The sequence below is a fragment of the Eisenibacter elegans DSM 3317 genome, assembly GCF_000430505.1.
Lineage (GTDB): Bacteria > Bacteroidota > Bacteroidia > Cytophagales > Microscillaceae > Eisenibacter > Eisenibacter elegans.
On the sequence record NZ_AUMD01000012.1, the window covers coordinates 308,857 to 329,474 of the forward strand.

The window sequence follows — 20,618 nt, forward strand, 5'->3', positions numbered from 1 at the left end:
GCGAGAAATAATCCTAGGGTTTTTGCGAAAGCTAGGGTTTTTGTGTTAAATTTAGTCGCAAAAAAGGCCATTATTCGCTCAACATACAATTATTCTTGGTAAACAATACGTTACCATTGTAGCTAATTTTTGTTCCGTACCCCTTGGCTATGATAGCTTTAGGCTCTCAAGTACTTAATTATCAAATTCACCAACGTCTGGGCGATGGCGGTATGGGAGTGGTATATTTGGCTACGCACCGCAAAATTGGGCGCAAGGCAGCCATCAAAGTACTTCATCCACAATTTGCACAGAACCCACAAATCAGGCAACGTTTTCGGAACGAAGCGGCGCTTTTGGCGCAGCTCGACCACCCTTGTGTGGTCAAGCTCTACGATTATATCGAAGATGAGCACGGCCTCTGCCTGATTATGGAATACATAGAGGGGATAGATCTTGACCATTACCTCAAACAGGTATCAGGGCCTATTCCGGAGGGGCGGCTAGTGCCCTTGTTCAACAAAATATTGAGTGCCTTTGATTATGCACATCAGTATGGCATTGTACACCGCGACATCAAACCCTCCAACATCCTGATTACGCCCAATATGGGGGTCAAAGTCTTGGATTTTGGAATTGCCACCATCGTCAATAACGCAGAGACGGCCTTGGCCGCCGCCGGCACACGTATGGGCACAGTATTGTATATGAGCCCAGAGCAGGTCAGAGGAGATTTTTTTGATGCCCGCAGCGATATTTACTCTCTTGGGGTTACGCTTTTTCAGATGTTGACGGCGCGCCACCCCTACGAAGACCTACACACGGAGCACCAAGTGTTCCAGAAGATTCTGCAAGAGCCACTGCCTCGGGCGGCCAATTTCTACCCCGGGGTGTCGGCACCGATGCAGCAAATCATTGACATTGCCACGGCCAAAAACCCTGACAAGCGCTTCCCCAATTGTAAGGCTTTTGCACAGGCGATGCGTGCTTCTCAAGAGCAGCGGTTTCGTATACCCAGTGCAGCCCAAACCCGCCCTCAACCGTTGCCCGCTTGGGTGGGGCAGGCCGCGTTAGCAGGGCTTGGGGTGCTGTTGGCTGCTGCCTTGTGGATTGGCTGGGGGCAAGAGGCTTGGCAGAATCATTATGCCAACACCACCGCCCGACCCAACCCTACCGACCAGCCTGTCAGCTCCCCCGATGTCAGTGAGCCACCACATATCTTGGCCGTCAAACGGCGATTGGAGGCTTTTTATGCCGCACGCGAAACCGGTGATTTTGAGCAAGTGGCTGATTTTTATGCCTTTCCTATGGAGCGGTTTATGATTTACCAAAACGTTCGTAGGGAAGAAGTCCGAAAAGTGAACGACTATTACTGGAGTACACGCATCAAAGCCGAAGAAAATATCATTGACTGGGATAGTTTCATCTACCAACAAGACGAAAAAGGAAACCACCTCGTCAGAGTAGAAGTTTTGTACCGTTGTTTGCTCCGAGCTGGCAACCGCTGGGAAGAAAAACGCGAGGTGCGCGACTTGCGTCTCAATCCTGAGCTTAGGATTTACTATATCCGTTCTGACGAATTACGGACAACCGCCGACGACTGAAAGGTTATGCTTCAGATAACAACTCCAGCTTTACCCTACTGATGCGGGCGTTGTCTTCGAGGGCTAGGATTGTCAGGCGGAAGTGTTCGTGGTTGATGACCACACCTGCCTCCGGAATATCTTCGTGTAGATACAAGATAAGCCCACTAAGTGTGTCATAATCTCCTTCGGGTAGGTTAAGCGCATAGCGCTCATTGAGGTAATCGACTTCTAGGCGCGCATTAAAGATGAAAGTACGCTCATCGATTTGTTCTTCTTCGAGGGTTTCGTTATCATACTCATCTTCTATTTCCCCAAAAATCTCTTCTACAATATCTTCAATACTGACAATGCCCGCTGTACCTCCAAATTCGTCGACTACTAAAGCCAGACTTTTGCTAGCCGAAATCATTTTGAGCAGAGCTACCTCTGCCGGAGAAGACTCCGTAACGACAATAATAGGTGTCAGGATTTCTCGGATATGTTGGGGGCGGTTGAAAAGCTGTGAAGAATGACAATATCCGATGATGTCATCGATGGATTCTTGATAAACCAAGACCTTGGAGTGCCCACTATCTACAAAGGTTTGTTTGAGGTATTCGACTTCTTCGTTCACATCCACAGCCGTGATATCGGGTCGGGGAACCATACACTCTCGTACCCTGAGTGTACGCAACAACAGCGCATTACTGAAAAGCTTGGTATCTACTTCGGGTTGTTCTTCGGCAAAGTTTTCCCTGTTGGGCGAAGCAGTTGAGAGGTTGTTGATATAATGATTCAGGTCTAACAAGCCAAAAACAGGCCTGTCTTCAGTATATTCTACCCGCAATACCCACCGGAACAGCACTTTGGAGAATTGCATTGTCAGCCAAACAAAAGGGTAGAGGACGGTATAAAAAAACATCAAGGGCAGGGCCAATACATTGAGCACTTGATTGGGGCTAATCAGGAAAAGGCTTTTGGGCAAGAACTCTGCCGTAACCAAGACCAGCAGGGTAGAAAGCAAGGTCTGTAATACCAACACACTGATGTCATTGTTGGCCCATAAGGGCAATACCGTCATCAACCAAGGGTCTAACACCGAGGCCATAAAAATCCCATACACCACTAGGGTAATGGTATTGCCTACCAACATCGTGGCGATGAAATGCGAAGGGGTTTTGGTAAAGCGTTCTAAGATGTATGCCGCCCAAGCTCCTTTTTTGCGTTGTAAGGCGATGTAAAGCTTATTAGAAGAAATAAAAGCAATTTCGGAACCCGAAAATAAGGCCGATAAAACAAGCGATGTGATGATAATGCCCCAAGCTATGTTGTAATCGCTCATCGTTTTTTGCGCTTGGGTTGGGAGGTCGGTTTGTTAGGTGTCTGCTTGGGGGCGGGTTTTGTGGCAGATGATGTCTCTGTTTGGGTACGCCAAAGTTTCAGACCCAACAAGGCCGCGCCGGAAATCATAAAAATCCAATAGCTATTGAGAACATCTCCCAACATTATTTGATGAATCCCGATGATAAGGGTACTAACGGCTACAGACAACAAAATAGCCTCGTATAGCTTCATAATTTCTGGTGGTCAAGCGTTGCTTTGAAACTACGAAATTACGCAAATATGCGCACAAAGTAAAATCATAAAGCTTCGGCTAATTCAAAACTCTGCGCCATAGGCTCGAAGCCTGTGCTAAGAAGTTGTACTTGTTTTGGGAAAAACTACATAATCTGTGTTAGAGCAGTAGGGCTAGCGTTGAGCTTTGTGGTAGTTGGGTTGGGAGGTATTGAGCAAAAAAAGCCATTCCTAGTTGGAATGGCTTTCAGCGTTGATGTCATCGACAAGATTACTTGTTGTCTACCTCTTCGTAGTCTACGTCGGTTACGTTGTCGTCGGAGTTGCCACCAGGCTGACCGTTGCCCACATCCCCTTGTGCGCCGCCTTGGGCATACATTTCTTGAGAGGCCTGTTGCCAAGCGCTATTGAGGGCTGCCATGGCGCTGTCGATACCGGCTACGTCTTGGGCTTGGTGAGCCTTGCGCAGGTCTTCGAGAGCGGCATTGAGGGCATTACGGTTAGGCTCAGAGATTTTGTCGCCAAATTCGGTGAGCTGCTTTTCTGTCTGGAAGATGAGTGAGTCGGCAGCGTTGATTTTCTCGATGCGTTCGCGCTCTCGTTTGTCCGTCTCGGCGTTGGCCTGAGCCTCGCGCTTCATACGCTCGATTTCTTCAGAAGAAAGGCCTGAAGAGGCTTCGATACGGATTTTTTGCTCCTTTCCAGTGCCTTTGTCGCGGGCCGATACGTGTAGGATACCATTGGCATCGATGTCAAAAGTAACCTCTACTTGTGGTACACCACGGGGGGCGGGCGGAATATCGGTGAGGCTGAAGCGGCCGATGGTGCGGTTGTCTTTGGCCAAGGGGCGCTCGCCTTGGAGCACGTGGATGTCTACCGAAGGTTGATTGTCGGCAGCTGTCGAGAAAATCTCAGACTTCTTGGTCGGGATGGTGGTATTCGACTCAATGAGCTTGGTCATCACACCGCCCAAGGTCTCAATACCCAGCGAAAGCGGAGTAACATCGAGCAAGAGCACGTCTTTTACTTCACCAGTAAGCACACCACCTTGGATAGCTGCGCCGATGGCCACTACCTCGTCAGGGTTTACACCTTTAGAAGGCTTTTTGCCGAAGAAGTTCTCAACAATATCTTGGATTTTGGGGATACGAGTAGAGCCTCCTACAAGGATGACCTCGTCAATGTCTTTGGCTGTCAATCCGGCATCTGAAAGCGCTTTGCGGCAAGGCTCTAGCGTACGCTGGATAAGGTCATCGCAGAGTTGCTCAAACTTAGCGCGTGAGAGCTGCTTCACCAAGTGCTTGGGTACGCCATCAACGGGCATGATATAGGGCAGGTTGATATCGGTAGAAGAAGAGCTAGAAAGTTCGATTTTGGCTTTCTCGGCAGCTTCTTTTAGGCGTTGTAGCGCCATAGGGTCTTTGCGTAGGTCGATGCCTTCGTCGTTGATAAACTCTTGTGCCAACCAATCAATGATGCGCTCGTCGAAGTTATCACCGCCAAGGTGTACATCCCCGTTGGTAGATTTTACCTCAAATACACCGTCGCCGAGTTCGAGGATAGAAATATCAAAAGTACCACCACCAAGGTCAAAAACGGCCACTTTCATATCGCGGTCGCGCTTGTCAAGTCCATAGGCTAGCGCAGCGGCAGTAGGCTCATTGATGATACGCTTTACTTCGAGTCCGGCAATTTCACCAGCTTCTTTGGTGGCTTGGCGCTCAGCGTCGTTGAAGTAGGCCGGTACGGTGATGACCGCCTCAGTAATGGTCGTGCCAAGATAGTCTTCTGCGGTTTGCTTCATTTTTTGCAGAATCATCGCAGAGATTTCTTGGGGGGTATATTGGCGGTCGCCAATGCGTACACGGGGAGTGTTGTTGGAGCCACTCTCTACCTTATAGGGCACACGACCGACTTCGTTGGTGACGGCCTGAAAAGTTTTGCCCATAAAACGCTTGATAGAGTATATCGTGTTTTGGGGATTCGTAATGGCCTGACGTTTGGCAGGATCACCCACTTTGCGCTCGCCATTACCATTGTCCAAAAATGATACAATTGAAGGAGTCGTGCGTTTGCCTTCGCTGTTAGGGATAACCACAGGCTCGTTGCCTTCCATCACAGAGACGCAAGAGTTGGTCGTTCCTAAGTCAATTCCGATTATTTTTCCCATTGTTGTAAAAATATTTTTAGGTTTATGATGTGTGAATTGTTTGGAGCTTCTTCACGTTATAGCTGATAAACAAGGCGTATGCCAAGCTATTTTCGGGTCAAAATACCGACATATTGGCATAATTCCTGACACTGTGCCGCTTTGAGCCCTGCTTATTTTCTATTAAATCGGTAATTTTTACCGCTATTGCCCGTTTACTCCTATGCCACAAAAAGCTTTGGTCTTTGGCCTGATGGTATGGTGCTCGTTTGCCCTTGCCTATCACCAACTACAAGCGCAAGCCCATTATGACTTGCTCGATGTCGATTCTTTGGCGCGCTATCCGTTACACCAAACGCCACAATGGTGGCTCGAACTGGGCGTGGGAGCCTTGGCCTACACCGGAGATTTGAGTCCTACGGTACAAAAATGGAGCAATGGATTTCAGGTTGCGGCTGTGCGCAATGCCGTCGACCGGCGCTTTGTCCACCGGTGGGGGCTGGGCTGGGGCTTTGTTACCGGAGAGCGTTTTGAGCCTACCAATCGATTTGGCACCATAGATGCCTCAGAGGAGCGGGTCAATACTTTTTTTCGCAGTCAAATTATCCACCTACATTATGAATTGCGTGTCTTGTTGCTCCATAAGCCTAAATGGCAGGTTTACTTCAGCCAAGGGCTAGGGCTGATGCAGTTTACGGTCAAAGATGAGAACGGCAACGACCTGCTACCACAGCGCAGTACTCGTGCGTCTGACGAAGATTACAATACGACTTCCTTGATGTTACCCACCGGACTGGGTTTTTCTCATATCTTTGCCAATGGGTACGCCGTCGGCTTTCAGGGGATGTGGATGCACCCAATGACCGATTACCTCGACAATATCAGCGCCCTAGGCTCGCGCAGCGGCAACGACAATGTGTGGGCAGCCCGCTTTTATGTGCTGGTGCCGCTCAAACGCAAACCCAGCACGGCCTTACCCCAATACCGCCCCAGCACACGCGGCGAGGCGCAATATTAATGCGTATTGGAAGTTATGCCAAGATGCACGCCACTAGACATTTTTGGTTTTTGTCGTTGTTGTGCTCATGTTACCCTTCAAGCTCTAGACATACGTTTGACCGCAAAGAGCTCAAAACTCAAAGTATCATTAAACGATTATGAAAAAAAATAATATCATCTGTCTTTATCGTGTTATTTCCATGCTGGGCATCGCAAGCTACTTATGCTCAAACCAATAAAATCTGCGTATTTCTACCCAAAGACGGTACAAAAAACTTATTCTATGGAGGTCGCCTATACTTGCGTTGGGAACGTCCTAATGCAAGTTTATGTTACAATCTCGATTTTGAGACATCAGTAACTGACCCTTATTTTTTTTGAAAACAGAGCCAACCCTTTTCCTATCAATACACTCGATTTAGGAAATGAAGCTGATGGAATGGGCTTTTCTTTTATGACCGAAGAGGGTTTCGAAAACAAGAAGAAGCGTTTTGCCGGAGCCTCTTATATCATTACTATCACAAGTACCGACAATCAATACAAATCAGAAGAAGTGTTTATCTGGGGACATAACCAAGCACGGCGTAAGGGAATCTCAAATGAGCTAAAGGAAGCAAATTTTGATACCCTTTCGAATGTGGAAAAAGCACGTCTATTGGCTAAGATGAAGCTTTGGCTCGATGTTCAGTACCACTACGAGGTTGCCCTTGTTGCGACACCCGGCAATCAAGCACTCAAAGGAGAGTACAACCAATTTCTCACAAACTATTTTGAGTTGAAGTAATACTGGTAGGGGCTGTGCTAATCATTGCCAAAATGCAAAGCCGTATTTTTGCGCCAAATTAACAACCCTATCCAAGGCAAACACGTTTGAAAAGACAACAAAGTTTTTTTTCTGTATACCTAATCTTACCAAAGCTATTCCCTATCTTATGAAAAAGTTTTTTGTATTCACACTTGGGCTCGTTTGTTGGCTGAGCATCGGAAATGTGCAGGCGCAATATGTGTTTAAGGTGTTGGCCTCTTCGGGTAACAATACCACCAACAGCACTCAGAAGCTTGGCATCAATACAACCCTCTCTGATAAGGATATCATCACTGTGGCGCAGGGCGGCTATGTAGGCCTTACCAGCATCGAAGGTGGTACAGTCCAAATCCGCAAAGCGGGAACATACAAAGTATCGGAGCTAAAGACAGAGCTAGCCAAGCAACCCCGCACTGCCACCGGCAAACTGGGCGCTTATATTATTTCGGAAGCTACCAAGGGCGATAATAACATCTATGCCAACAAAAACCAGAATATGCGTACGACTGGTTCGGTAGAGCGTGCTACTCCCGTTCCTGGCAAAGAAATGGTGTTTGATTTGCTTATCCCCGAAGACCCTACAAAGAAAGTATGGCAGTTTTATGACGAAACCCTACACCTTAGCTGGCTCAGCGATGGCAAACCCCATACCTATCTTGTGGAGCTGAAGTCTTTTATTGGAGACAAAATCGCTACCTTCGAAACTACTGACACCAACTATGTTGTCGATTTGCGTAAACTCAACTACAAAGACGAAGACTTGGGCACTAGTACGTTCAACGTAGCCATCTCTGCCAAAGATGATGAAGCTGTCAGCTCGCAGGTGGTGGAGCTGGAGCCACTGCCTGAAGGCGAGCATCAAAAAATCACCAAAAAGCTGGCCGATGCCAATTTTGAGAAGCTATCTCACATCGAAAAAGCCTTGCTTTTTGTAGAGCTAAACTTGCCCATCGATGCCTTGCGTCATTATGAATTGGCCATAGCCGAAGAATCAGACAATGAGCTGTACCAATTGGCCTACGAAGATTTTCTCTATACTGTGGTATTGGGCAACAAATAAAAAGTCCTCCAGATTTTAGCGCTTGTTTAAAACGCTTTTCATCAACATTAAAACCTTGCTTTTTGGCCGCTACGTCTACGCTTTTTGCCTAGCGTCAGCACAAAAGGTATCTGTTTTGAGTGTCACGCTGAAAATTTACACCAAGACTTGCAAGATTTGAGGATTTATAGGATTTGATTCTCAAGGGTTCTCAGCACACACATTTCCCAAACCAATTTTGCTTGAGTATAAGCAAGCGCTGACTACTTGGTTACAGCCGCCCTGCATTGGCAAGGGCGGCTGTCTGCGTTTTCAGAAGGACAGTATTTTTTGTAAATTTGATTCTCAATACCCACTTACTCCCTTATCCTATGCCTTACTTAGCCATACACCGTTGTTGGATATTGCCCATCTTATCAATATGCTGCGTGCTCGGCCTTCAACCCATACTCTGTGCCCAAGTAGAAGAAGAACAAGCCGTAGAAACCCCTGGGCAACGCATTCGCAATCCCGAAGATACTTTCAGAATAGAAAAGCCAGACTATGCCGAGTATTTCCTCGCCCTCGAAAAGCCCGGATTTGTCAAGCGTTTGCGGTTTTATGAAACCGAACGGCTAGACTTCAAACTCAAAAAAGAATCGCATTGGCAAAAAAGTCTCTTGGTGGATATCCGCAAAGACTATTTTGTCTCTGATGATTTTGCGCGTATTTATTTTGAAGACATCAAGTCTGTCCGTATCCGCCGAGACAGTTGGTTTCTCAACCAAGGCAGTATTTTATTGCCTATAGCAGGCCTGGGTTATTTTCTGATGGATACGCTCAACCCTGCCAACCGCTTTGAGGGTGAACCCGTCATTACCAACCGCAACATTACCCTCAGTGGTTCTCTTCTGATGGGTGGCCTGCTCTGCCAGATTTTCAAAACACAACGCTACCGAATGGGCAAATGGAAGTATCTTAAAGCTATCCAAAAATTTTAAACAAAACTTTATTTTGTGCAAATCTGATTCCTCCAACGAATCACAGGCGCTTGCCTACTCTGACCATTAGTCATCAAGAAAATAAGCCCCCTTACCATACACTTCGTTCTTGCTATAAGTCTATTTTGTCTTAAAATTTTACCAAACAACAAACTTGTTGTATCTTTGTTAGGTTATAGTAAGGCAAGGTAGGATACTATTTGCTTTGCCTCAGCTCCACGCCTATTACAACAAAAAAATATACACTTATAGCGTTTTGAGGATCTATGGAATCACAAGTTTTAGACAATCGCGCCGAGTTGGTTGCCGAAATAGCCAACAGCGTTAGAGATTTTGCCGAAGTACACATCCGCCCCAATATCAGTGACTGGGATGAGCGCCAACACTTCCCCCTTGAGCTTTTCCAAGCAATGGGTGAGCTAGGACTGATGGGAATGCTTGTTCCTACCGAATATGGTGGCGCAGGGCTAAACTACCAAGAGTACGTAACAGCTATCATTGGGCTAGCCAAGGTAGATGGGTCTATCGGCTTGTCAATGGCCGCGCACAATTCCCTTTGCACCAATCACATCCTGATGTTTGGCTCTGAGGCACAAAAGCAAAAGTATCTTCCAAAATTAGCCAGCGGCCAATGGGTAGGCGCTTGGGGTTTGACGGAGCCCAACACCGGCTCTGATGCCGGCAATATGCGTACAACAGCTGTGCTCGACGGCGACCACTGGGTGCTCAACGGTGCAAAAAACTTTATCACTCACGGCATCACCGGACAGGTGGCCGTAGTTGTTGCCCGTACCGGAGAAGTAGGCGACTCACGCGGGATGACAGCCTTTGTCGTGGAGCGCGGTACGCCTGGCTTTAGCGGTGGAAAGAAAGAAAACAAGCTCGGTATGCGGGCTTCCGAAACTGCCGAAATGATTTTTGACAACTGCCGTATCCCCAAAGAAAATATCTTGGGAGAAGTAGGCGAGGGCTTTATCCAATCGCTCAAAATTCTGGATGGAGGGCGTATTTCTATTGCAGCACTTTCGGTAGGGATTGCCAAAGGAGCCTACGAAGCGGCTTTGCAGTATTCCAAAGAGCGCCACCAGTTCAACCAACCTATCAGCAACTTCCAAGCAATTGCTTTCAAACTAGCGGATATGGCTACTCAAATCGATGCGGCTCAGCTCCTCACCGATCGCGCCGTAGAGCTGAAAGAAAAGGGGCTGAGTGTCAACAAAGAATCTGCGATGGCCAAATACTTTGCCTCCGAAACTGCCGTAACGGTCTCTACAGAAGCTGTGCAAATTTTTGGCGGCTATGGGTATGTAAAAGACTTTCCAGTGGAGAAGTTCTACCGCGATTCCAAGCTATGTACTATTGGTGAAGGCACTTCCGAAATTCAGAAATTGGTTATCTCCAGAGCTATTCTCAAATAATACCATCCGTGGCTTGTACCGTCATCTGCTTTGTTTCATCCCATAGCAAAGCTTGAAAACCAACCCAATACCTACGGATTCTAAAGACTACGCCCAGCGCGTTTGAACACCTCGACGAAAGCTTACCCTTTGGGTAGGCTTTTTCTGTAGGTGAGCGCACAAAAATACCCGCCTTGCAAAAGCAAGACGGGTGGAAGGTAGGCGTAGTAGAGCAAAAAGCAAACAAAAATCGGATGAGCTAGTATTGATATAGGTATAAAATCTGCCTTAAACCAAGGCCAAAACCACCTCAGAAACTTCTTGGGGGGCGGTCAGTAGTTGCGTCATTTCTTGGCTTAGGTCTTCACACATCACATCTACCACCTCATCAAAAGACACCTGTGGTACTTTGAGGGTAGCGATGAGGCCGTCGGGTTGTAATACTTGCTCTGGGCGGTCGTCAATCACTGCACCCAATGCATACACAAATTCGTCCCACGCTGGGGGTGGGGTTTGGTGTGTACCACCTTCTTGTACAAATCGGATGACCTTAGTTTGGTCTTTAGCATAGATTCTAATTTCGTATTTCATACCTGAGCATGTTGGTGTATGATGGCTTATACGCAAAAAGCCTCGACAAGGTTGGTCTTTTGCGAAGAAAAAATATCACTTTTTGACGAGTAGTTGCCTTGTCTCAGTCAATCAATGAGTTAGCCTATCTGTCCTTGATACATACACGGAATATTTTTCAAAAGCGTGTGGCAGTGTGAGTGCCTAGCTATTGTACCAAATTGTAGCGGAGCTGCACCCCAAAGGCTGTACTGTTTCGAGGAAAAGAGGAAGAGATTTTGGGGCTATTGGTGGTGTATTCGTAGTATAGTTGTACGTTGAGCCGCTGGTTGGCTGCATAGCTCATGACGGGTTTGAGTTGGAAATTGAAGTTTCCTCCTGTTACGGTTTGCTCATTGTCGAGTTGTCGTTGTACGATGTCTGAGTCGCGCAGGGTTACGTCAATACGCATATTGAAGTCATTCTTAAGGACAATAGGCTGTCCGTCTCGTTTGAAAGGCAAGCGTAGCCCCCGTTTGTTGTAGCCAATTCCGATGACAATGTCTTGGCTTCGGTTTTCGGTTACCTGTGCGTTCGACATATTGAGGTTTAGGATACGCTCTCGGTTATAATCCAGCCTGACAGTCCAGTTGGTCTTTGTACGGAAATTGACTCCTACCAAGGGGGCAAAACGCTCTGCAAGCGTAATTTGGCTCATCACTGTAACCGGAATAAACTCTCCTTGTTCGTTGAGGCTGTCGGGCAGCAAGTACCTAAAATCAGGCATAGGGTTGGCACCATTGAAACGGTTGACATATTGCAACGAGGAGGCGAAATTGCCGATGGTATAGGTAGAGTTATAGGCGTGGGTAAGGGTAAAAGAAGCCAAGTATTCTTTGAAGAACGGGAGCTTGGCTAGGCCGTTGTAGTCTATGCGCCAGTTGGGCAGTGGGATAGGCTGTGCTGCCGAGAGGCGGATACTGTTGGGGTCTTGGTCGGTATAAGCGGCCAAAAACGCCGGCACAAGCACATCTTGAGAGTTGAGGCCATACTCCCCTTGGTTGGTGTTCAGCCCGCGCAAACGCGTCAGTATGACAGACCGGTTTTGCTCAAACCTCCTAAAGTTAGGCGATTCGTTGCGCGCATTATCAGGAGCCACAAAACTGGTAAAGAGCATCAGACTAGAAACCGTATAGCTGCCTGTCCGCAAGGGGTTAAAAGAGTTGTAATCTTGGCCTTCGGTATCAAACCTAAAAATCTCTTGAAACCCGACGGTTTGCCTTCTTTGGGCATCAAGCGTGATACGGAAGTCTTTGAAAGGCTCTAAGGTAGCCCTCAGCCCGACTGTTTCCTGCCAATTTTGCAAGAATGGCGCATTGAGGAAGCCACTACGAGAAATCAGCCCTTGTTCCGCCAGCCTAAAGCGGATATTGGGATCTTGGCTTCCCAACACAAAATCGAGCCCTGGTTGGGTAAACGTACTATCGAGGCCAAAGAAAGACGGAGCCATCATAAAGCCCGTGATAGTGGTCTGCTGTTGTAGGGCATAAGTAATGTTGAAAGAGCGTATCATCAGGAGTGGCTTCAGTCCCAGCCTGATCATCTCTTGCAGGCGTTGTGAGGGCGTGAGCGAGTCCATGGGCAGGTCTGTTCGGGGAGCTTCTAGGTTTCGCAAAATGGGCGTATTGCGGTATAGACGCACAAAGTCTAGGCGGCCATTGGCCGTAATGCCCCGATTGTTGCTCAGGGTATTGCCTAGGCTGTCGGCAATGCCCAGCGGTCCAGCAGTCCATTGATAACCTATATTGTAGCCAATGTTGGCATTGATAAAGCTGGTGAGAGGAATTTTGTTGAATGGGAGCTGATAGGCAGCGTTGATTTGTTGGTTAAAATTACGCACCCGTCCTAGGCGGAGGAAGTTGTTCAACACCGAATCGCGCTTCTCTTGGGTATCCAAATCGCCAAAAGGCTCATCGATGATGGCATTGGTGGCGGCGTTGTAGTTAATATTGAGGCTTTTGGTCAAGTCCCATTGCACATCATACAGACGGTTGAAGAGGAACTGCTTCTCGAACAAGGGCACTACGCCCTCCGTAGTCAGGTCTGGCCCTCGGTAGAGAATGCGTTGGAAGTTTCGGTTAAGGTCTCCTCTGACCAACACACTGTTGGGGAAGGGGTTGAAATTGAAGTCCCCGATGAGCTTGAGCCAAGGAGATTGGAACAGCTTCATTTTACTGAAAGGCTCTATCGATTTGGCCTCGCGGCTGTAGGCATAGTTGAGCGAAGCCTGATAAGACTGGAATAAAAACTGGGCGATGAACTGATCTGTCCGAACTTCATCACTATAGGCTACTGAGGCCGAGAAGTTCGAAATATCATAAAATCGGCTTTTGGAGTCACCTGTTTTCTCTTTCCGCACGTTGGTCAGGTTGATGCTGCGGCGGGTGGTATTGTCTTCTACAATGCGGCGATAGTCTTGCCGTTCGGTGTTGGACTCAAATAGGTTGAGGTAATTCTGTAGGGGTACGTCAGGGTCAAGAGGGTTGAAAAAGGGCGAAATACTACGGCGTTGATAGCTGACAAATAGGGGGATACGCAGCCCCCAGCGTTGTGGGAAAAACTTATCCAAGGCCACATTGGCCGTGATGTCATATTCTAAAGTATTTTCGAAAGCACGCTCAGAGATGCTCTGTTGGATTTGCCCAAAACCAAAAGTAGTATAGCGCGCAGCGCCCGTGATTTGGGCAAAGTCGGCTAGTTGGATATTGGTACGCGCCAAGGCCGCCCAGCCGGAGGTCTGCTCAAAGCCTGTTACGCGCAATTCATTGAACCAAACCTCAACAGACTTGGGAAGGCGGTCATCATTGGCACCTAAATCAGGGTTGCGTACCCCCATCAGTACCGTTTGTACGGCGCTGATTTCAGGATTCCCTACCACCGTTACGCGGTATCGGCCTACCTCTCGCGAAAAAGGGAGGTTGGTGCGTTGGCCAGCGTCTTGGTTGCGTTGTATTTTGGTATTGACCAGCTCGGCCAAGGGGATATCTATCTCGTTTTCGCGTGGCCAGATAATTTCGGGAGAGGTGCTTCCGCGTGGGGTCATTGTCAAGGGTACTTCTACCTCGTAGTAGTTTTCCACAAAGTCTGTTCCGAGCCGCACAAAGGCCGTCAGCTCTCCGTCGATGGCGTTATCGCTTTCGGCGTGGATATACATATTGAGGTTTTTGTAACTCAAGAGGTTGAGGTCATAGTTGCGGAAAACAGCGCGGGCATCGCGGTCGCGTAGGTCGGTGAGCGAAATGCGCAACGATTGTTCGTTGATGCGACGGTTGTTGATATTGGTTACATCAATATCCCGAATAACCCCGGGGGGCAACACATAGGGAGTAATTCCGGGAACAAAGGCTCCGTTTTCCTCAATATTTACCGTCGAGACATCAAACTGCGGGTCATAGGGTTCGTTGGGTTCGCTGAGGCCGCGAGCAGTCAAATCGCCCAAAAACTGCCGCCACTGGTTAGCCACCATTTGGTAACGGGCAAAGCGCAAGACTGCCGGCTGCTGGAAGTTGGTAACAAACATCCGGAGATAGCGTATGGATTTGAATCCGTTGATATTGCCCACGCGGTCGTCGAATTGACGGATAGGGATACGGAACAAATACCAGTTTACGCGGTCTTGACCATTGTTGACGGTAGCCTCCACCCGGTCAATGATGTAGTTTCGGCCTACCTGTAGGTCTTGCGGGCGCAGGCTGATGCGGTATTGATAATAGGCTTCTAGTTCGTTGAGGGTGTTGTCGCGGTTGAGGTCTTCGTTGTCGGGCTCATTGGTAGCCGATTCGTTAAAGGCAGCTCCAGCAGAGCCAATGGGAGAGTTGCCCTCCAATCCATTGAAATTCTTGTATCGTTGTACAATCTTGGCGTTGGCATTGTCTTGTGCTGCGCCGAGATAATACTGGAAGTCGTCTGCTGATACATCGCTGAGTAGCTCGCTCAGGGCATTGCCTCCAAGGCGACCCGACACAGTATTGACAAAATTTTGGAAATAGTTTCGTTCGTTTTCGCTGTTCAGGCCGTCGAAGCCTACATCTTGGTTGGGTCTAGAGCCGGGGTTATTATCAAAAGCATTGGTAATAAACTGCCTATTGGTAACCCTGCCCCATTCATTTTCGACCACCCCTTCGAGGGAGCCATCGGCGGGGAGGCCATTTTCGAACGACTGCCGCCCATCTTTGAGTACGTCTTCAGATACATTCCCGAGGTTGATATACAAGTCGCCGCCCGTGGTATTGTTGGTATTAAAACGCCCATCGAGGACTCGCCCGCGCTCCCCGGCAATGAAGGGGTCAAGCATCCAAAACTCGATGTACTCTACGTTGGCGTTGTCGAAGTCGATATCCGATGTAATCGCACGGGTAATACCGCCCCAGCTCTGTTGAGGATTGGGCAGAAGCCCGTCGGGGGTCAGGTCGGGGTTGTAGTTGTAGGGGCCGCGCTCGTGTGGGAAAAAGGCCATATCAAATATCAACTCATTGGTATTGACAGGCAGTAGGTCTTGATTTTGGAAAATCTCTTGAGGGACAACCGCACGCTCATAATGGTTCTGTATATCGTCGCCAGTAATATTGCTCGGGCGCAAGTTGTTGAAGCCATCCCCACGATAGAAGAGGTTGTCTACATTGTACCAAGCCAGCTTACCCCTACGATAGCCAGCCTCTAGGGGGTTGTCGGTAGTCCCTTGTGGGAAGAGTTGTGGCGTAGAGGCTATCTTCCAGTTGGCGTGAGGGGCGCGGACAAAGTTGAAGGTAGTACGGGTGCCTTCAAAATCATCTATAAAAGCTACCTGCCCGCTAAATGGCGAAGCACCGGGGCGGAGTTGGGCAAATTCGCCATAAAAAGACACACTGGACTTGGCCTTGGTTTGAATAAAGGGGATACGGTCGACCAAGCGTGTCAAAAAACGGGATTCTTTTTCATAATTGACATCCAAGCCCCAGATGGTGTTGTTGACAGGGTCGGAGCCTACATTGTTTCGGGTAATGACAGGGCGCTCGCTGAGGTTCATCATAGTAGCCCCAAGGACAAAATTTTTGCTAAACTCATAGTCGGCTCTTAAGCCCCACAAGCGCCGTGTTTGGAAGTTGAATAGGTCGGCCTGCTCAAAGTCAATCTTGATTTCCTTGCCCGAAGCACGGACAGACTCATTGATGATATTGACACTGCCCGTGGCATAGTCTACGGTATAGTCAGTGCCTTCTACCAAGGGGATGCCTCCGGCAGTAACAACTACTGAGCCAGGGGAGATGTTGAGACCGGGTAGCTGTACCTCGCTGGTAGCGCTACCCTCAAAGCTACCAATGATAAAGAATTTGTTCTTACTGGCATCTTGCAAAGCATCGGCTTGGGTACTCCGATACAGCGAACGGAACACATACTTGCCAATCAGCTCGGCTTCGGTTACGGGGTTGAATTGCCGCTCTAGGTGGGCACCAAAAGGCTCTACAACAGGGAAAATCACACGCCCGTTGACGGCATCCATCGTTACCCTGTCCACAAAGTCAAAGTTACCATCGGGGAAGGGGTCGTTTTGGGGGTTGAGCTGGTCTAAGTTGAGTAAGCGAAGCAAAGGTATACCGGCGGTGTTCTGACCTTCTTGTAGGGCGGGGTTGTTCAGGCCGGTGATGTCATCGCGATAAACAACCCGTAGCTGAAAGTTCTGTCTATTGATTTGTGAGGCATTGAGCTGATAGATGTTTTTCATCATCAAGTCCCAAGTAGGCGATTCCAAGTCGATGGTGGAGGGGCGCAGGAGCTTCAAGAAAACGGCTTGGTCTTGGGGCAACGTTTGGTAGTCTTCGGTTAGTTCACCTACCTTAAATACTTGTCCGTTGAAGGTATATTCAAATGCGACAGCCAAGATTTCGTCATTGCGCAAAGGAGTAAGCAAGCTGATGTAGCCTAGCTCGGGCTGAAAGGTAAATTCCCTTTCGGAGAGTTTTCGCGCAGCGCGCAGTACTTCAAAGTCAAAGCCGCGTTGTAGCCCAAAAGAAGTTTCGAGGGTACGGCTGATGTTATCGGCAGAGCGGTTGTTTAGGTTGATGAGGTTGTCAAACAGCGCGTTGGCACGGTTGGCCGTAGGGCTTCCCGGGCGAATAGGACCTACATTGGGGTTGGCAGGCCGAGCGGCTTTGTCGGCTTCACCCAAGTCGAGCAGGCCAATCACATTGCGTAAGGTCTCGGTATTGTTGGTACGGTTGGTTACATACACCTCTATGCGTGTGATGGTTACCCGCGAGGAGATGATGGGCAAGGTAGAGAGCGAAGGCTCATAAATATCTCTAAAAAACTGCCCCAAGAAGAAGTGACGGTTTACGTCGTAGTTATCCGCACGGATTTCAAAGTTGCGGCGTTGCGCGCCTCCTCTACCTTCGAGCACAACCTGCTCGGCACGGGCGCGTTGGTTACTATAGACCGCACGAATCCCTAGGCGGCCAAACTGTAAGTGTGTATTGACTCCAAAAAGGTTTTGTGCACCTTGTATGAGGGTTGTATTGAGCGGAAAGCTCACATTGCCAAACTCTATCTTACGGATAATCTCGTGCTCTAGGCCGTTGTATTCGAGCTTGAACTGGTTCTCAAACTCAAAGCCGGCTTTGGTGTCAAATGTACCCCGCAGGTTGAGCTTTTCGCCTACTTTGCCTTGCAGGCTGACATTGGCGTGGGGGTCGAAGTTGAAAGTAAAATTACGTTGTTGGCGCAGGGTAAGCGTTGGGTTGGCTACGCGCTGTATGCGTGCGCCAAAGTCCAGATTGACAAACCCTGCGGGGGTAAATTCGATATAGTCGCCGCCAAAAATACGACCTAATAAGCGATTTTGTAGCGGTATGTTGGGCAGAAGATTCCGCCCACCAAGTGTTTTGTTGCCCTCTACGCCAGAGGCTGTTTCGCGCCAAAACTCATCCTTGGCTTGATCGTCGAGGCTGCGGTTGAGGTTTTCTTCGTCTATAAGTGTAGGCGGGCGGTAATAGCCGCTTCCCAGCCGCTCGTCAAGGCGATAAATCCTACGCCCTGAGGGGTCTGTCGAAAAGTCCAAGTCTTGTTTGAGGCTTGGCGGGTCGGGGCTGAATAGCCGCGAGCGCCCACGAGGGTTGGCAAACGGATCACCGTAGCGGTCTTCTGGCTGATAGGTAGGAAAACGGTTAGGACGATAGATAGGCGTATCTTCAGGCGCTGCCAGCAGCCCTGTTTCCCAAGCTTCAGGCAGTGCATAACGAGATACAGCGGCCACTTGCGCCCGTGTGATGTTGGCTGAAAGCGGTCGGATAGTTTGTGCGGCGTTTTGTAAAGAGGGGGCATTTACTGCCCAAGGCAGCCACAATAGCCACCAGCCCAAGCTGAGTATATAGCGAATTGAGAACAAGGCATTTGCTAGGTTTAGAGAGCGACAGACCTGCCCGTAAGCAGTTTACACATTCAGTGCCAACTTGATTAGCTCTTCGATGCGCAGGTCGGCGCCGTGGGTTCGCATTATTTGCTCGATATTTTTCTCGGCAGTGGTCTTGGCAATGCCCAAGGCCACCAAGGCCGCCACTGCCTCGGCTTTATTCTGCCGAAAGTTGTTGGGGCTAAGCTCGGGTAAGGTGGTGGCCTCCCCGCGCTGGATTTTGTCTTTCAGTTCTACTATCAAGCGCTCGGCGGTCTTGCGGCCAATGCCTTTGACCCCCTGTATCACACGCAAATCTTCGGTAGCGATGGCGTGGGTAAGCTCGGCAGTGGATAACGATGAGAGCATCAGCAGGGCCGTATTGGCTCCAATACCCGAAACACTGATGAGATCAAGAAAAACCTTTTTTTCGGCGGCTTCAGCAAAGCCATAGAGTGTGTGTGCATCTTCTTTGATTTGTAGGTAGGTATAGAGCTTACAACGAGCCTCTAAGGCTCCCAAAGTGGTGAAGGTTTGTAACGAAATCCGTATTTGATAACCTATGCCTTGTACATCTAAAATAACATAGGCAGGCTCTTTATAGGCGATTTTACCGTCGATATATGCAATCATAGGCTACCAACGTGGGCTTGTATTGTAGTATGGTTTGACCGCGCCAAATATACAGTAAAGGCATTCAAAAAACAGTCAAACACGTGATTTTATGCCTATTTTTTAACCAAATGCCTTATTTAGCTTATGAGTTACCTTTGTAAGGTAAAGAACGCAGCAAGAAGGATGTCAATCGTCAATCCCAAATCGTCAATCGCAAATATTACTGCTTTAAGGATGTTTGTGGGGTGTCATATCGGATAAAATAACGTCTTTTGAACACATCGAGTGTTTGACGCTCTATAGGCAATGGTTTGGGGATAGTAACTTTATCATCCGACAAAATGGCTTCTATGGCCTGATAAATGGGGTACATCTGCCCACCCAACCCTCTGTTGGTGAGGATGATAATCGTGGTTTGCTTTTGAAGATTACGTTGGATAAAAGAGCGGAACCCCCGATACAGTCCGTGGTGAAAGACTACATGTGTACGTTTGGACTCTATTTTCCAGCCAAAGCCATAGTAGAGGTCATTGCGCTCGGTCAGATAAGAGGGTTTAAATGCCTCTTGGAGTGTGGCCTTAGAAACGAGCTTTTCGGTATAGAGTGCCTGATCCCACTTGAAGAGGTCTTCTACGGAGGTACAAATGCTTTTTTCGCCATAAATACCATCATAGGGCAGGTAGTCCATCCTTACCCACTGCCCGCCGCCGCCCAAGGTATAGCCTATAGCCCGCTGACGGTCGATGAGTCGTTGGCTATGTTTGATTTGTATGACAGTAGAGGTTTCTTGCCAATCCGAGCGGTTGATGATGGTGTCGTAGGCCAACAAGAGCGTATCGACTTGGCGGAGCGTGTCCTTGCTTTGGTAAGGGTATACATAGCTGTCGCGCATATCGAGGGGGTGGAAGATGTACTGGGTCAAGAAGCTGGGGAAAGTCTGTCCTGAGGCGCGTTCCACAATACAGGCCAAGAGCACATAGCCTGTGTTGCAGTAGCTACCTTTGGTACCGGGGGTAAATAGGGGTTTGCGCCCGGTATTAGCCAAAAACCGCACGACATCCCAGTTGTTGATAAAGGCCTTGCCAGGATAATAAGCATCGAGCGCATAGTGAATCATAAAATAATCGGGCAAGCCACTTTGATGTAAGAGCAGATGCCGGATGGTGATGTGATCGTAGGGCAGCTCTGGCAAAAATCGTGTGATCGGGTCTTCATAAGAGAGCTTGCCCTGCTCTTTGAGAATCATAATGGACATTGCCGTAAACTGCTTGCTGACCGAGGCAATGCGGATAGAGGTATTGGTACGGAGGGTGTCTTGGCTTTCATAATTGGCCCAGCCAAAGGCTCCCTTATAAATCACTTGCCCTTCTTGGGCGACCAATACAGTACCATTAAACTGATTATTGGCATACAGCGTCTGCATCACTTCCTGTATTTGGCGCGCTTTGTAGCTGTTTTGCGCGACCAATACCGATGTAGCACCCACCAACAACCACAGGCCGCCAAGAAGCCAATACAACAGTCGGGATAGAATCATAATAAC

Annotated in this window: 13 protein-coding genes; 6 read left to right on the plus strand and 7 right to left on the minus strand. The window is 48.5% G+C overall.

What is annotated here, in order from left to right:
* Nucleotides 1-149 precede the first annotated feature (149 nt).
* The gene (locus G499_RS20915; protein WP_051295918.1) at nucleotides 150-1,583 is read left to right on the plus strand and encodes a serine/threonine protein kinase; all 1,434 of its coding nucleotides are present in this window, start codon (nucleotides 150-152) and stop codon (nucleotides 1,581-1,583) included.
* 4 nt (nucleotides 1,584-1,587) lie between these two features.
* Here the strand turns inward: G499_RS20915 and G499_RS0104955 are convergent, their stop codons facing one another.
* The 3 genes from G499_RS0104955 to dnaK form a co-directional block, all read right to left on the minus strand.
* Nucleotides 1,588-2,886 carry a hemolysin family protein gene (locus G499_RS0104955; protein ID WP_026999026.1) on the minus strand — a complete coding sequence of 433 codons (1,299 nt, stop codon included), beginning with the start codon at nucleotides 2,884-2,886 and terminating at the stop codon, nucleotides 1,588-1,590.
* Nucleotides 2,883-3,119 (minus strand): hypothetical protein, encoded by a 237-nt coding sequence (locus tag G499_RS0104960; protein ID WP_026999027.1) that lies wholly within the window; start codon nucleotides 3,117-3,119, stop codon nucleotides 2,883-2,885. Before G499_RS0104960 ends, G499_RS0104955 begins: the two co-directional genes overlap by 4 nt.
* Nucleotides 3,120-3,390: 271 nt before the next feature.
* Complete coding sequence (gene dnaK / locus G499_RS0104965; protein ID WP_026999028.1) at nucleotides 3,391-5,289, minus strand: molecular chaperone DnaK; 1,899 nt, start codon at nucleotides 5,287-5,289, stop codon at nucleotides 3,391-3,393.
* 202 nt (nucleotides 5,290-5,491) lie between these two features.
* On the opposite strand from dnaK, the gene G499_RS0104970 reads away from it, so the two are divergent.
* The 5 genes from G499_RS0104970 (at nucleotide 5,492) to G499_RS0104990 (ending at nucleotide 10,509) form a co-directional block, all read left to right on the plus strand.
* A complete protein-coding gene (locus G499_RS0104970; RefSeq protein ID WP_026999029.1) occupies nucleotides 5,492-6,286 on the plus strand; it encodes a hypothetical protein in 795 nt (264 codons plus the stop codon).
* A 420-nt stretch (nucleotides 6,287-6,706) separates the two neighbouring features.
* Nucleotides 6,707-7,051 carry a hypothetical protein gene (locus tag G499_RS0104975; protein WP_026999030.1) on the plus strand — a complete coding sequence of 115 codons (345 nt, stop codon included), beginning with the start codon at nucleotides 6,707-6,709 and terminating at the stop codon, nucleotides 7,049-7,051.
* 148 nt (nucleotides 7,052-7,199) lie between these two features.
* Complete coding sequence (locus tag G499_RS0104980) at nucleotides 7,200-8,132, plus strand: hypothetical protein (protein ID WP_026999031.1); 933 nt, start codon at nucleotides 7,200-7,202, stop codon at nucleotides 8,130-8,132.
* Between the two features lie 350 nt (nucleotides 8,133-8,482).
* A complete protein-coding gene (locus tag G499_RS0104985) occupies nucleotides 8,483-9,091 on the plus strand; it encodes a hypothetical protein (RefSeq protein WP_154658317.1) in 609 nt (202 codons plus the stop codon).
* A 266-nt stretch (nucleotides 9,092-9,357) separates the two neighbouring features.
* Nucleotides 9,358-10,509, plus strand: a complete 1,152-nt coding sequence (locus tag G499_RS0104990; protein ID WP_026999033.1) for an acyl-CoA dehydrogenase family protein — start codon at nucleotides 9,358-9,360, stop codon at nucleotides 10,507-10,509.
* Between the two features lie 267 nt (nucleotides 10,510-10,776).
* Here the strand turns inward: G499_RS0104990 and G499_RS0104995 are convergent, their stop codons facing one another.
* The 4 genes from G499_RS0104995 to G499_RS18790 all read right to left on the minus strand — a co-directional run bounded on the left by G499_RS0104995 (nucleotide 10,777) and on the right by G499_RS18790 (nucleotide 20,612).
* The gene (locus tag G499_RS0104995; protein WP_026999034.1) at nucleotides 10,777-11,079 is read right to left on the minus strand and encodes a hypothetical protein; all 303 of its coding nucleotides are present in this window, start codon (nucleotides 11,077-11,079) and stop codon (nucleotides 10,777-10,779) included.
* Between the two features lie 187 nt (nucleotides 11,080-11,266).
* Entirely contained in the window at nucleotides 11,267-18,457 is a 7,191-nt protein-coding gene (gene sov, locus G499_RS0105000) for a T9SS outer membrane translocon Sov/SprA (protein WP_051295919.1), read from the minus strand.
* A 45-nt stretch (nucleotides 18,458-18,502) separates the two neighbouring features.
* Nucleotides 18,503-19,093, minus strand: coding sequence for a Holliday junction branch migration protein RuvA (gene ruvA / locus G499_RS0105005; protein WP_026999036.1), 591 nt, complete (start codon nucleotides 19,091-19,093; stop codon nucleotides 18,503-18,505).
* Between the two features lie 202 nt (nucleotides 19,094-19,295).
* Nucleotides 19,296-20,612 carry a serine hydrolase domain-containing protein gene (locus tag G499_RS18790; protein WP_051295920.1) on the minus strand — a complete coding sequence of 439 codons (1,317 nt, stop codon included), beginning with the start codon at nucleotides 20,610-20,612 and terminating at the stop codon, nucleotides 19,296-19,298.
* Nucleotides 20,613-20,618: the final 6 nt, after the last annotated feature.

Bases quoted from the DNA above. Each gene is read 5' to 3' on its own strand.
- dnaK (WP_026999028.1), bottom strand. From the start codon at position 5,289: ATGGGAAAAATAATCGGAATTGACTTAGGAACGACCAACTCTTGCGTC.
- G499_RS0104955 (WP_026999026.1), bottom strand. From the start codon at position 2,886: ATGAGCGATTACAACATAGCTTGGGGCATTATCATCACATCGCTTGTT.
- G499_RS0104970 (WP_026999029.1), top strand. From the start codon at position 5,492: ATGCCACAAAAAGCTTTGGTCTTTGGCCTGATGGTATGGTGCTCGTTT.
- G499_RS0104960 (WP_026999027.1), bottom strand. From the start codon at position 3,119: ATGAAGCTATACGAGGCTATTTTGTTGTCTGTAGCCGTTAGTACCCTT.
- G499_RS0104990 (WP_026999033.1), top strand. From the start codon at position 9,358: ATGGAATCACAAGTTTTAGACAATCGCGCCGAGTTGGTTGCCGAAATA.
- G499_RS18790 (WP_051295920.1), bottom strand. From the start codon at position 20,612: ATGATTCTATCCCGACTGTTGTATTGGCTTCTTGGCGGCCTGTGGTTG.
- G499_RS0104980 (WP_026999031.1), top strand. From the start codon at position 7,200: ATGAAAAAGTTTTTTGTATTCACACTTGGGCTCGTTTGTTGGCTGAGC.
- G499_RS20915 (WP_051295918.1), top strand. From the start codon at position 150: ATGATAGCTTTAGGCTCTCAAGTACTTAATTATCAAATTCACCAACGT.
- ruvA (WP_026999036.1), bottom strand. From the start codon at position 19,093: ATGATTGCATATATCGACGGTAAAATCGCCTATAAAGAGCCTGCCTAT.
- G499_RS0104985 (WP_154658317.1), top strand. From the start codon at position 8,483: ATGCCTTACTTAGCCATACACCGTTGTTGGATATTGCCCATCTTATCA.
- G499_RS0104975 (WP_026999030.1), top strand. From the start codon at position 6,707: ATGGGCTTTTCTTTTATGACCGAAGAGGGTTTCGAAAACAAGAAGAAG.
- G499_RS0104995 (WP_026999034.1), bottom strand. From the start codon at position 11,079: ATGAAATACGAAATTAGAATCTATGCTAAAGACCAAACTAAGGTCATC.